This window comes from Rhizobium sp. 18055, assembly GCF_902706285.1.
Classification (GTDB): Bacteria; Pseudomonadota; Alphaproteobacteria; order Rhizobiales; family Rhizobiaceae; genus Rhizobium.
This window is the reverse complement of the sequence record NZ_CACSKD010000009.1, coordinates 207,160-219,040: the sequence shown is the minus strand read 5'-3', so window position 1 is coordinate 219,040 and position 11,881 is coordinate 207,160. Positions and strand designations below refer to the sequence as shown.

The window sequence follows — 11,881 nt, the reverse complement described above, 5'->3', positions numbered from 1 at the left end:
AGAGAAAGCCCCTGCAACCCCGGCCCCCGCAACGCCGGCTGCACCAGCAACGCCTGCCCCGGCGGCGCCTGCAGCAACGCCAACACCCGCCCCTGCCGCCGAGGCACCGGCAGCGCTGGCCCCGAACACCCCGACCAGCCACGTCATCGCATCGGGCGATACGCTCTGGGATCTCGCCAAGCAGTTCTATGGCGACGGCACGCTCTGGAAGAAGATCTCGGAGGCCAACGGCAAGCCGACGCCACGTCACCTGACGGTTGGCAAGGAGCTGCAGATCCCGTCCAGGTAAGACGATTTGTCCCAAGCTTCAAAGCCGGTCCGGGGGTTCCCCGGGCCGGTTTTTGTTCCTATAGGATGAACCATCCGGGCCGGGCTGCGTATGAACCGGTCAGAGAAGATGAGCATTGGGGTTTTGATGACGACCGTTGATACCACGCACCGCCCGGCGGACCATCCTGTCGTGACGTTCGGCAAGGTCGGCGTCCTGCTGGTCAATCTCGGCACTCCCGATGGCACCGACTACACCTCGATGCGCCGCTATCTCAAGGAATTCCTGACCGACAAGCGCGTCATCGAATGGTCGCCGTGGAAGTGGTACCCGATCCTGTTCGGCATCGTCTTGAACACCCGCCCCGGCAAGGTCGGCAAGGCCTATGAGCTGATCTGGAACAAGGAACGCGACGAAAGCTACCTGCGCACCTACACCCGCAGCCAGGCCGAACTGATGGGTGAACGGCTGAAAGACCTGCCCAACGTCCAGGTCGACTGGGCGATGCGCTACGGCACCCCGTCGATCGCCTCGCGCATCGATGCGTTGAAGGCCGATGGCTGCGACCGGATCGTGCTCTTCCCGCTCTATCCGCAATATGCGGCGGCGACGACCGCCACCGTCAACGACAAGGCCTTCCAGCATCTGCTGAAAATGCGCTGGCAGCCGGCGCTGCGCACCGTGCCCGAGTATCACGACAACGACAGCTATATCGAGGCGCTGGCCAACTCGATCACCATGCATCTGGCAACGCTCGACTGGCAGCCGGAAAAGATCCTCGCCTCGTTCCACGGCATCCCGATGTCCTACTTCAAGAAAGGCGATCCCTATCACTGTCAGTGCATGAAGACCGGCCGCCTGCTGCGCGAAAAGCTCGGCCTGTCGAAGGACCAGTTCATGATCACCTTCCAGTCCCGCTTCGGACCGGAAGAATGGCTGCAGCCCTATACCGACAAGACAGTGGAGAAACTCGCTCAGGACGGCGTCAAGCGCATCGCCGTGCTCAACCCCGGCTTCGTCTCCGATTGTCTCGAGACCCTGGAAGAAATCGCCGAGCAGGCAGCGCACTCGTTCCATGAGAACGGCGGCGAGAAGTTCACCCATATCCCCTGTCTGAACGACAGCGAGGATGGCATGCGGGTGCTGGAGACGGTGGTGCGGCGCGAATTGCTTGGCTGGGTGTGATTGGCTGCTGGATTTGAAACCATCCTCAGATTTCGCCGCGCTCGCTAAGCAAGGGCCGTTGATCATCCAGCAGGATTGGGCCGCGTGAAGGAGACCAAGAGTGCAGAAGACTGTGGATACAGATCAGGCAATTGAAGATGCATTTGGTCTATGGATCAGCAGTCTATTCAGTGCGATTGGCGGGCGAAACCCAGAGCTCCCGTTCAACAAGCACGTCGAAGTATTTTTCAGTGTCATTACGCAGCTGCTTAAAGCCGAGAGAATTTATTTCATCGCTCCCGATGCGGATTGCTACACGTCACCTTCCAATCCCCACCCTCGACTTACAATCGAAGATACTGCTGCCCGATGGAACGCTCCAGTGGAAGAGATCGTCAGTGCACTTCGGAGCGACTGGCCGTGTCACGTCGACCACCCGGACCACATAGACTTACTCGTATATTTCTATGAAATACCGGGCGTGATCTGGGTTGCGGCCGATGGGACGTTCGTCGGCTCTTAAAGCCACTTGCTAAGCTTTTTTTCGTTTGAGACGACTGCTGATCAGGTCCTGGAGTGACGTGTGAGCATCCTTTTGCCTCCCAGGCGGATGAGGGTTAGCTACACGGCACATCCTCTCCAAAACTCACACCCCTCGCTTGTTCCCCCACAACAGCACATGCAGCTGCGGCAAGACCCGCGCCGCAAACCAGCGATCATCCGTCACCTTGCGGACCAGCCAAAGCATCCGCTCCATGATCCCGTCGATATCGATCCGGGCGTCATCATCGTCTGGCGGGGGCGGCGTGTGGTTCCCCGGCTGCAGGTAGACCGGCAGATCCGGATAGCGAGCCGACGCGTCCCGCGCATAGGCATAATCCCGATCATCGAACACCACAATCTTCAGCGCCACCTGCGGCCCTGAAGCCGCCATGCGCAGACAGTCGTCGAATGCGCCCCAGTCCGTCTCCATCCCGCTCGACGGCGGCTTCGGGCTCAGCACCAGCGTATCGAGATCGGCAAACCAGTCCTTGGCGACGCTGCCCTGCGTCTCCAGCGCAAACGTATAGCCCTGATCATGCCCGTGGGCGATCAGCGGCCCGAACGGCTGGATTGCCGGATTGCCGCCGGAGAGCGAGACGGTCAGCGGCTGGCCGCCCGATAGGGCTACCACTTCCGCCCAGATTTCGCTGACCGACATCGGCCGCCACTGGTCGCGATAGTCGCTATCGACGGCATGCAGCGTATCGCACCACGAACAGCGATAGTCGCAGCCCCCGGTCCTGACGAACACGGTGGGCAGCCCGATCAGCAAGCCCTCCCCCTGGATCGTCGGCCCAAAGATCTCGCTGACGCGGATCGGTGCCTGGCGAGCCCCACTCATGGCCGGTATTCCGCCCAGGTCTTCGGCGTCTCGCTGACCCGCACCGCCGACGTCTCCGGCATCAGCGCCTTGCACCAGTCGTAAAAATGCTTTGCGAGAAATTCGGAAGTCACCCGCTCATTCCCGAGCACCTCGTTCAGATGCCGATGGTCGAAGCGATCGTCGATATAGAGCTTCAGCGGCGCCAGCTCGTGATAGTCGCGCACGAAGCCGTCATCGTTGAGCTCGGCTGCTGCAAGCTCGACCACGACGATGTAATTGTGCCCATGCAGCCGGGCGCACTGATGATCGGCAGGCAGATGTGTCAGCTGGTGCGAGGCGGAAAAGTGGAATTCCTTGGTGATGCGAAACACTACTTCACCTCCTGCGCCGAGAACCCGCTCGTCGCAGCCACCCAGAAATCGGCATCGTCATACCCGGTCGGATCGATAACGCCGGCCAGATGGAAGGCCTCACGCCGTTCGACGCAGGTGCCGCAGCGGCCGCAATGGCGAAGCCCGCCCTTGTAGCAGGACCACGTCTCGGCAAACGGCGTGCCGTTCTTCGTGCCGTCGGTCACGATATCGGCCTTGGAGCCGTTCACGTAAGGTGCATAGAGCGAAACGCTGGCATAGCCGTCGAGCGCCTCGTTCTGCATCGCCTGGAAGGCGTCGATGAAGCCCGGCCGGCAGTCCGGGTAGATGAAATGGTCGCCGCCATGCACGGCAACGGCCACCGCATCGGCCTTCTGCGCGGCGGCAAGTCCGAAGGCAATGGCCAGCATGATGGCGTTGCGGTTGGGAACCACCGTCGCCTTCATCGTCTCCTCGGCATAGTGACCGTCGGGCACGTCGATATCATCGGTCAAGGCCGAGCCGGTCAGATGGGCGCCGATCGGGCGGATGTCGATGATCTGGTGCGGCACCCCGAGCCGGTTGGCACAGGCCGCGGCAAAGTCCAGCTCCTTGCGGTGCCGCTGGCCGTAGTCGAAGGAGAGCAGGCCGATAAGCTGTTGTTCCGCTGCCACCTTGTAGGCGAGCGAAATGGAGTCCAATCCGCCGGAGCAGATGACGATTGTCTTCATGATGTCAGATCCCTTGTTTTGACCGGGTGGGCTGCGACCGGATACGAGGCGCCTTCTAGGCCAAAGCATCCCCGTTGTGAAGAACCAATCGAAACCCCATATCAGGGGGGCGACGAAATGGCGCGATCAGCGCCGGGTCGGCGAAGAGCGTGGCTTTCGGGATCGTCTCGGCTAAAGTGCGCTCATTCGATTCGGATTGCGGAGGAATTTCATGGTTTTGGGCGGCTTCGACATCATGGTCATCGCTTTGGTGATCTTCGTCATTCTGGTGCTGTTTGCCGGCATCAAGACCGTGCCGCAGGGATATCAGTACACGGTGGAGCGCTTCGGCCGCTACACCCGCACGCTGGAACCCGGCCTCAACATTATCACCCCGTTCATCGAGCGCGTCGGCGCCCGCATGAACGTCATGGAACAGGTGCTGAACGTTCCGACCCAGGAAGTCATCACCAAGGACAATGCTTCGGTCTCCGCCGACGCCGTCTCCTTCTACCAGATCCTCAACGCCGCCCAGGCCGCCTACCAGGTCTCCAACCTCGAAAACGCCATCCTCAACCTGACGATGACCAACATCCGCTCGGTCATGGGCTCGATGGATCTCGACGAGCTGCTCTCCAACCGCGATGCGATCAACGACCGGCTTCTGCGCGTGGTCGATGACGCCGTCCGCCCCTGGGGCATCAAGGTCACCCGCGTCGAGATCAAGGACATCCAGCCGCCGCGCGACCTTGTCGATGCCATGGCGCGGCAGATGAAGGCCGAGCGTGAGAAGCGCGCCCAGGTTCTCGAAGCCGAAGGCTCCAGAAACGCCCAGATCCTGCGCGCCGAGGGCGCCAAGCAGTCGGCCATCCTGCAGGCCGAGGGCCAACGCGAGGCAGCCTTCCGCAACGCCGAAGCCCGCGAACGCTTGGCCGAAGCCGAAGCCAAGGCAACGAAAATGGTGTCCGAAGCAATCGCCGCCGGTGACGTGCAGGCGATCAACTACTTCGTGGCGCAGAAATACACCGAAGCGCTGACAGCCATCGGCTCGGCCAGCAATTCCAAGGTGGTGCTGATGCCGATCGAGGCGTCCGCCATTCTCGGCTCGCTGAGCGGCATCGGCGCCATCGCCAGGGAAGTGTTCGGGGACAGCGGCAATCCGCCCGCAGCACCGGCGCCCCGTCAGGTGGCGACGCGCACGACGCCGCAGGTCAATCCGTTCAATCCGAATTCGGAGCGCTGATCGATGTTCGCCGCCATCACATCGGAGTTGGGGCCATGGAGCTGGTGGGTGATCGGCCTCGTGCTGCTCGCCGCCGAGATGATGGTGCCCGGCTTCTTCCTGGTCTGGATCGGCCTTGCGGCGATTGCCGTCGGCGCCCTGTCGCTGCTGTTCTGGGATAGCGCCTTCTGGGCCTGGCAGCTGCAGGCGATCCTGTTTGCCGCCTTCGCGGTCGCCGCCACCTTCATCGGCCGCAGGCTGACCCGGGATCACGGCCAGACTGACGAACCCTTCCTCAACCAGCGCGGTGCCAGCCTTGTCGGCCGCACCGCCACCCTGGCCGAACCGATCCTCGAAGGCCAGGGTCGCATCAGGCTGGACGACACGCAATGGCGCGTCAGCGGTCCCGATCTGCCGGTCGGAACGCGGGTAAAGGTCGTGTCGAGCAATGGTCGCGACCTGACGGTCGAGCAGGCCTGATACGATCAAGTATGCCTCGATCAGGCGACGCCGATCCTCAGCAGATCGTGGAAATGCACCAGCCCGACCGGTCGGTTGTCGTCATCGACGACAATCAGCGCCCCGATGCTGTGCTTGTTGAGCAGAGCCAGCGCCGCCGTCGCCAGCACATTGGCTTTCACCGTCTTCGGCGATGCCGTCATGATGTCGTCGACGAGCAGCTCCGACAGGTTGCGCGTCAGATTGCGCGCCATGTCGCCCTCGGTCACGATCCCGCAAAGCCGGCCATCCTCGTCGAGAATGCCGACGCAGCCGAAATGCTTGCGCGAGAGCGTCGAGATCGCCTCGGGCAAAGGCGTCCCCTTTGCCACCAGCGGCACGCGTTCGCCGGTGTGCATGATATCGGCAACGTGGCTGAGCGCTGCGCCGAGCTTGCCGCCCGGATGGAACACATGGAAGTCGCGGGCGGTGAAGCCGCGTGCTTCGAGCAGCGCGATTGCCAGCGCATCGCCCATGGCAAGCTGCATCATCGTCGAGGTGGTCGGCGCCAGTCCGTGCGGGCAAGCCTCCTGCGCGTTCGGCATCAGCAACACGATGTCGGATGCCCTGCCGAGCGAAGATGTTTCCGAACAGGTCATGGCGATCAGCGGAATGGAGAAGCGACGCGTGTAGGCAATGATATTGCGCAGCTCCGCGCTTTCTCCGCCCTTGGAAAGGGCAATCACCGCATCGCCCCTGCCGACCATGCCGAGATCGCCGTGATTGGCTTCGGCCGCGTGCATGAAGAATGCCGGCGTTCCCGTTGACGCCAGCGTTGCTGCGATCTTGACGCCGATATGGCCACTCTTGCCGACACCGGTGACGATCACCCGCCCCGATATCTCGCCGATCATCTCGACTGCCTGCAGGAAGGGACCGGCGAGATCGCCGTCGAAGGCCTGTTCGAGGGCTTCCAGCGCCCGTCTCTCCGTGCCGAGCGTCCGCTTGGCCGAGTCGAGCACGCCATTCTCGATGAGGTTTACCGCTCTCTTGATCATGCCAATGCGTTAGCCGCTTTCTCGCATTCTGTCCACCGGGACCGGTGATTGAGCGCCCGCCAGACAGCCTTCGCAACGAATGATTAACCACGAGGCTTTACGTTCGGGTAACCACTTCGAAGCATGCCGAGCGTAATTTATGGGCCATTGGAGATACACGAGCAGTCTGACGCCGCTCCGCGCGGCAGGCATTGCCGTATCCATGGCGCTGGCCGGCGGTCTGCTTCTGGCCCCTGTTGCCTCGCGCGCGCAATCCGCACAAGCATCCGCATCGCCCGCCCGCGCCGGACAATCCTCCTATGTCGCGACGCCCGATGCCACGGGTGACGAGCCCGACGATGGCACCACGGTCCCGAGCACGGCAAGCGCAGCCGACGACACGACCGCCGCCGATGCCGCCAACAGGAAGGCCTCAAGCGACGACCAGCCGAGCGACGAAACCACCGGCTCGATCCTCGACGAGGACATCATGCGGCTGAACACCCGCGAAGCGCCGCTGGACGACCGGAGACCGCGCAAGCCCGACGCCAACCTGTCCACCGAGGAGACCCCAGGCATCCGCATCGGCACCTTCGTGCTGCGGCCGACGGTGACCCAGAGCATCAACACCGAGACGCAAAAGGACGGCGGCACCAAAGAGACCCGCGCCTTCCTCGAAACCGACATGCTGACGACGCTGACCTCGGATTGGGCGCTGCATCAACTGCTGATCACCACCGAAGGCGCCTGGCAGAAGAACGTCAGCGGCGAAGGCGAGGAACAGCCCGATTTCAAGATCAACGGCGATCTGCGGCTCGACCTGCCGGCGGAGACGACGGCGCATCTGACCGGCGGCTACCACTTCTATCGCCAGGATACGGACGATCCGAACGCCATCCAGAACGCCGACCAGCAGTCGGACGTGCAAGAACTCAATCTCGGCGCGGCAATCCAGCGGGACTTCGGCATCCTGCGCGGCAGCACCGGCATCGACCTCGCGCGAACAATCTATTCGGACGCCACGCTGTCCGATGGAACGACCGTGTCGCTGAGTGACCGAAACCAGACCAGCGGCACATTGCGCGGACGCATCGGCTACGAGCTGTCGCCGGCCCTCATCCCCTTCATCGAAGCGAATGTCGGCAAGACGGTCTACGACGAAACGACCGACGCGCAGGGCTACCAACGCTCCGGCAATTCCTACGGCGCCAAGGCAGGCGTCGAGGTTGATCTCGGCGAAAAGCTGCGTGGTGAAATCGGGCTCGGCTACGAGATCGGCACCTTTGACGACGACCGACTGTCCGATCTTGACGCAACCGTTGTCGATGCCAGCGTCCGCTGGTCGCCGCTCAGAGGGACCGATATCGACTTCGGGCTGCAGACCAGCCTCCAGCCGTCCACCACTGCGGGCGAATCAGGCTACATCTCGCGGGCGATGACGACGACCGTCACGCATCAACTGCGCGACAATCTGGTTGGAACATTCCTGGGCGGGATTACCTTGCGCGACTATCCCTCGGATAGCAGCACCAGCGACGAGACGGTCTACACGACCAGCGCTGGCCTCACCTGGAACATCAACCGATATCTCGATCTGACGAGCACCATCGGCTACGAACTGACATCCAGAAAAGCCGGCGCCGACTCGCAGCAATGGCGAGCCGGCGTCGGTCTCAAGCTGAAACGCTAGAGCAACAACGGACCTCGATCAGAGGTCCTTGGTCAGCGCCTTGAAGCCCTCGATAACGGTCGGACGAATGTCCGCACGCTCGAGCGCGAAGGCGACGTTGGCGAGGATGAAGCCATCCTTGGCGCCGCAGTCGTACGTCGTGCCGCGGAAGTGATAACCGGAGAAATCCTGGTCCTTCAGCAGCTTCAGCATACCGTCCGTCAACTGGATCTCGTTGCCGGCACCGCGTTCCTGCGTTTCGAGGATCTTGAACACCTCGGGCTGCAGGATGTAGCGGCCGTTGATGAAGAAGTTCGACGGTGCCGTGCCCTTGGCAGGCTTCTCGACCATGCCGGTGATGTGGAAACCATCGCCGATCGGTTCACCGACGCCGACGATGCCGTATTTGTGGGCCTGGTCGGGCGCGCACTCTTCGACAGCGACGATGTTGCCACCGCTCTGCGCATAAAGGTCGATCATGCCCTTCATGCAGCCCTTGGTGTCACTCTTCATGATCATGTCGGGAAGCAGCAGCGCGAAAGGCTCGTTGCCGATGATCTCGCGGGCGCACCATACGGCGTGTCCGAGGCCGAGCGGCTCCTGCTGGCGCGTGAAGCTGACGGTACCAGCCTTGGGAAGCTGGCCGGCAAGCAGCGTGATCTCGGCACTCTTGCTGCGTTCGCGCAGCGTCTGCTCGAGTTCGAAGTGAATGTCGAAATAGTCTTCGATGATGTGCTTGTTACGTCCGGTGACGAAAACAAAGTGTTCGATCCCGGCTTCCAGCGCTTCGTCGACGACATATTGGATGATCGGCTTATCGACGACCGTCAGCATTTCCTTCGGCACGGCTTTCGTGGCCGGAAGAAAGCGGGTGCCGAGTCCGGCAACCGGAAACACAGCTTTGCGAACTTTTTTATGCTCTGTCACACAATCCTCCTGCGATGATTCGATCGCTTGAAATATAACGTATAATTGATTGGATTAGATGAGATTTGCTGGCGTTTTGCAAATAGTGACTGCGTTCGTTCGTCATGGTAAAGAATTTGTTGACTCCGTTCGGGTAGTCTCAGGCCCGAGCGAAAATTTCGCGCTCTGCTGTGCCTGAAACGAAAGGACGGATGACCGCCGATGACTCAAAATCACAAATACTCCCTTCGTGGTCTTGCTCTCGCATTCATCATGACCGCGTCTGCTGGTCTGGCTCCCATAAACGCGAAGGCCGACCAGCAGTTCCAGAAGTGGATTGCGGACTTTTACCAAACAGCCGCTCAAAATGGCATCAACAAGGCAACCTATCGCAAAGCCTTTGCGGGTGTGAGCGATCCGGACCCCACGGTGCTGGAAAAAGCAGCCTATCAGCCTGAATTTACAACGAAAATATGGGACTACGTAGATTCTCGTGTAAATCCCTATACCGTGCAAATCGGCCGCAAAATGATGGCAAAACACGCGTCCACGTTGAGCGCGATCGAGCGTCATTCCGGTGTCGACAAAACGATTCTCCTGGCAATCTGGTCGATGGAATCGAATTACGGCGCGGTTCTCGAAAAGGATGACAGGTTGCATTATGTGCCGCGCGCACTCGCAACGCTTGCTTATGCCGATCCGCGCCGTGCCAAGTTCGCACAAAAGCAACTGATCGCAGCGCTGAAGATATTGCAGAACGGCGACATCTCACCTGATGGAATGACCGGTTCCTGGGCAGGCGCGATGGGCCACACCCAGTTCATTCCGACCAGCTATCTGCTCTACGCCGTCGATGCCGACGGCAATGGCCACCGCGACATCTGGAATTCGATTCCCGATGCGCTGGCGACGTCTGCCAACCTCTTGATGAAAAACGGCTGGGATGCCGGCAAGACCTGGGGCTATGAAGTCCGAGTTCCGTCAAGCGCCCTGAAGCAGGCCGGCAAGACGCTGACCCTGTCGCAATGGGCAGCGCTTGGTGTGAAACGTCCGAATGGTAGCGGCTTCAAGAATGGCGCCGACAAGGCCGTGCTGAAGATGCTGGCTGGCAGCGATGGCCCGGGCTTCCTGATGACCAGCAACTTCTACACCATCAAGAAGTACAATTCCTCCGACAGCTACGCCATCGCCGTTGGCCTGCTCGCCGACGAGATCGCCGGTTATGGCGGCATGAAACAGCGCTGGCCGCGCCCGGATGGCACACTCGACGTCAAGGAAAAGTTCGAACTGCAGACCCGCCTGAAGGCACTCGGCTACTACGACGGCGAGGTCGATGGCAATTTCGGCAGCGGGTCGAAGGCCGCGATTGCAGCCGTTCAGGGACGGATCGGCATGCAGGCCGACGGCGAACCGTCCATGCCGCTCCTGAATGCGCTTCGCAAATAGGCGATCAAAATGACACGCACCGCGCTTTGGGGTGTGGACGCACGTCCCGCTCCATGAGAAAATAGCGCCGATGCGAGGCGGCTGACGATGCGTAAACGAGTAAACAAAACAATGGCCCGCTGGGGCGCCCTTGGCGCCGCCGCACTGGTATTGTCATCGGGGATAGTGCCGCCTGTCCCCGTGGCGCAGGCGCAGGAACGATATTACCAGCGCCGCTCGATCATGGATTTCTTCATGGGCCGCCGCTATATCGAGGAGGCACCGCAGGCGCCCGGAGGATATGCACCGCCAAGAACCGCTCCTCCGCAAAGGAAGAAGGCGCCGCCGAAAGCAGCCGTTTCGGCTCCGCGCCCGGCACCCGTCATCGCGCCGGAAGAAAAGACCGTACAGAAGCTCGACAATGCCCAGAAGATCCTCGTGGTCGGCGATTTCCTGGCCGGCGGCCTCGGTGTCGGCATGGATGCGGCATTTGAGGATTCACCGGGTATCCTGATCGAAACCCACAGCAACGTCGCCTCCGGCCTGGTCCGCGACGATTATTATGACTGGCCGGCGCAGCTCACCAAATTCATCGACGAGGCCAAGCCCGCCATGGTCGTCGTCATGCTCGGCGCCAATGACCGCCAGCAGATGGTCACCGACGTCGGCAAGGAGAAATTCCGCACCGACGGCTGGTACGCCGAATATCAGCGCCGCGTGCTCGCCTTCGGCAAGGACGTGACATCGCGCAAGATCCCGCTTCTCTGGGTTGGCCTGCCGGCCTTCGATTCACCCTCGATGATGGCCGATGCCGTGCAGCTGAACCAGATCTACCGCAAGCAGGTCGAATCGATCGGCGGTGAGTTTGTCGACATCTGGGACGGCTTCGTCAGCGAAGGTGGCGAGTTCATTGTCACCGGCTCCGATATCAACGGCCAGCAGGTACGCCTGCGCACCTCCGATGGAATCAACATGACAGACGCCGGTCGCCGCAAGATCGCCTTCTACGTCGAAAAACCCGCACGCCGCATTCTCGGCACCCAGGCAAGCCCGGATCTTGTGCGCCTCGACAGCAGCAACCTGCCGTCCCTCGACCTGTCATCCAACCCTGCCGACCATACCGACCCGATCGGACTCTCCGATCCCAATCTTGACGGCGGAATGGCGCTGCTGGGCGGCGGCGTACAGCCCGTCAGCAACATCAAGTCGCCGCGCGACAGACTGGTCGAGGACGGCGAAATGGCCAAGCCACCAGCCGGCCGCGTCGATGACTACAGCATGCCGGCGGCAAAGCCAGCAGCCGAGATGTCGGCGAAGTAGCGCGGA

Annotated in this window: 13 protein-coding genes; 8 read left to right on the top strand and 5 right to left on the bottom strand. The window is 61.4% G+C overall.

From position 1 onward, the window contains the following. The 3 genes from GVL52_RS17350 to GVL52_RS17340 form a co-directional block, all read left to right on the top strand. A partial coding sequence (locus GVL52_RS17350) for a LysM peptidoglycan-binding domain-containing protein (protein ID WP_160009335.1) occupies window positions 1-289 on the top strand: 289 nt, incomplete at its 5' end. A gap of 126 nt (window positions 290-415) precedes the next feature. Continuing rightward, window positions 416-1,453 carry a ferrochelatase gene (gene hemH, locus GVL52_RS17345; protein ID WP_160009333.1) on the top strand — a complete coding sequence of 346 codons (1,038 nt, stop codon included), beginning with the start codon at window positions 416-418 and terminating at the stop codon, window positions 1,451-1,453. 100 nt (window positions 1,454-1,553) lie between these two features. Further along, window positions 1,554-1,955, top strand: coding sequence for a hypothetical protein (locus tag GVL52_RS17340; protein ID WP_160009331.1), 402 nt, complete (start codon window positions 1,554-1,556; stop codon window positions 1,953-1,955). Window positions 1,956-2,078: 123 nt separating this feature from the next. On the opposite strand, the gene queE is transcribed toward GVL52_RS17340, so the two are convergent. Genes queE through queC form a run of 3 tightly spaced genes read right to left on the bottom strand, consistent with a single transcriptional unit; the run spans window position 2,079 to window position 3,879 of the window. Then, window positions 2,079-2,816, bottom strand: coding sequence for a 7-carboxy-7-deazaguanine synthase QueE (gene queE, locus GVL52_RS17335; RefSeq protein ID WP_160009329.1), 738 nt, complete (start codon window positions 2,814-2,816; stop codon window positions 2,079-2,081). Further along, window positions 2,813-3,169 carry a 6-carboxytetrahydropterin synthase QueD gene (gene queD, locus GVL52_RS17330; RefSeq protein ID WP_160009327.1) on the bottom strand — a complete coding sequence of 119 codons (357 nt, stop codon included), beginning with the start codon at window positions 3,167-3,169 and terminating at the stop codon, window positions 2,813-2,815. Before queD ends, queE begins: the two co-directional genes overlap by 4 nt. Further along, window positions 3,169-3,879 carry a 7-cyano-7-deazaguanine synthase QueC gene (queC, locus tag GVL52_RS17325; RefSeq protein ID WP_160009325.1) on the bottom strand — a complete coding sequence of 237 codons (711 nt, stop codon included), beginning with the start codon at window positions 3,877-3,879 and terminating at the stop codon, window positions 3,169-3,171. The genes queD and queC overlap by 1 nt, the downstream gene beginning before the upstream one ends. A gap of 211 nt (window positions 3,880-4,090) precedes the next feature. On the opposite strand from queC, the gene GVL52_RS17320 reads away from it, so the two are divergent. Together GVL52_RS17320 and GVL52_RS17315 are read left to right on the top strand one after the other, a co-directional pair. Further along, window positions 4,091-5,101: an SPFH domain-containing protein gene (locus tag GVL52_RS17320; RefSeq protein ID WP_160009323.1), complete on the top strand. Its 1,011-nt coding sequence runs from the start codon at window positions 4,091-4,093 to the stop codon at window positions 5,099-5,101. 3 nt (window positions 5,102-5,104) lie between these two features. Continuing rightward, a complete protein-coding gene (locus tag GVL52_RS17315) occupies window positions 5,105-5,560 on the top strand; it encodes an NfeD family protein (protein ID WP_160009321.1) in 456 nt (151 codons plus the stop codon). Window positions 5,561-5,580: 20 nt separating this feature from the next. Here GVL52_RS17315 and GVL52_RS17310 read toward each other — a convergent pair whose 3' ends face one another. After that, the gene (locus GVL52_RS17310; protein ID WP_160009319.1) at window positions 5,581-6,576 is read right to left on the bottom strand and encodes an SIS domain-containing protein; all 996 of its coding nucleotides are present in this window, start codon (window positions 6,574-6,576) and stop codon (window positions 5,581-5,583) included. 139 nt (window positions 6,577-6,715) lie between these two features. Here GVL52_RS17310 and GVL52_RS17305 point away from each other — a divergent pair, with 139 nt between their 5' ends. Beyond that, on the top strand, window positions 6,716-8,245 hold the full coding sequence (locus tag GVL52_RS17305) for an outer membrane beta-barrel protein (protein ID WP_160009317.1): 1,530 nt from the start codon (window positions 6,716-6,718) through the stop codon (window positions 8,243-8,245). 18 nt (window positions 8,246-8,263) lie between these two features. Here the strand turns inward: GVL52_RS17305 and galU are convergent, their stop codons facing one another. After that, a complete protein-coding gene (gene galU, locus GVL52_RS17300; RefSeq protein WP_160009315.1) occupies window positions 8,264-9,151 on the bottom strand; it encodes a UTP--glucose-1-phosphate uridylyltransferase GalU in 888 nt (295 codons plus the stop codon). Between the two features lie 201 nt (window positions 9,152-9,352). Between galU and GVL52_RS17295 the strand changes: the two genes are divergently transcribed. Both GVL52_RS17295 and GVL52_RS17290 read left to right on the top strand, forming a co-directional pair. Beyond that, entirely contained in the window at window positions 9,353-10,576 is a 1,224-nt protein-coding gene (locus tag GVL52_RS17295) for a lytic murein transglycosylase (protein WP_160009313.1), read from the top strand. 87 nt (window positions 10,577-10,663) lie between these two features. After that, window positions 10,664-11,875: an SGNH family hydrolase gene (locus GVL52_RS17290; RefSeq protein ID WP_160009311.1), complete on the top strand. Its 1,212-nt coding sequence runs from the start codon at window positions 10,664-10,666 to the stop codon at window positions 11,873-11,875. Window positions 11,876-11,881 lie beyond the last annotated feature (6 nt).

What these genes read in the sequence shown, in the direction of transcription:
- hemH (WP_160009333.1), top strand. Translation starts at nt 416, where the DNA reads ATGACGACCGTTGATACCACGCACCGCCCGGCGGACCATCCTGTCGTG.
- queE (WP_160009329.1), bottom strand. Translation starts at nt 2,816, where the DNA reads ATGAGTGGGGCTCGCCAGGCACCGATCCGCGTCAGCGAGATCTTTGGG.
- queC (WP_160009325.1), bottom strand. Translation starts at nt 3,879, where the DNA reads ATGAAGACAATCGTCATCTGCTCCGGCGGATTGGACTCCATTTCGCTC.
- GVL52_RS17320 (WP_160009323.1), top strand. Translation starts at nt 4,091, where the DNA reads ATGGTTTTGGGCGGCTTCGACATCATGGTCATCGCTTTGGTGATCTTC.
- GVL52_RS17315 (WP_160009321.1), top strand. Translation starts at nt 5,105, where the DNA reads ATGTTCGCCGCCATCACATCGGAGTTGGGGCCATGGAGCTGGTGGGTG.
- GVL52_RS17310 (WP_160009319.1), bottom strand. Translation starts at nt 6,576, where the DNA reads ATGATCAAGAGAGCGGTAAACCTCATCGAGAATGGCGTGCTCGACTCG.
- GVL52_RS17305 (WP_160009317.1), top strand. Translation starts at nt 6,716, where the DNA reads ATGGGCCATTGGAGATACACGAGCAGTCTGACGCCGCTCCGCGCGGCA.
- GVL52_RS17295 (WP_160009313.1), top strand. Translation starts at nt 9,353, where the DNA reads ATGACTCAAAATCACAAATACTCCCTTCGTGGTCTTGCTCTCGCATTC.
- GVL52_RS17290 (WP_160009311.1), top strand. Translation starts at nt 10,664, where the DNA reads ATGCGTAAACGAGTAAACAAAACAATGGCCCGCTGGGGCGCCCTTGGC.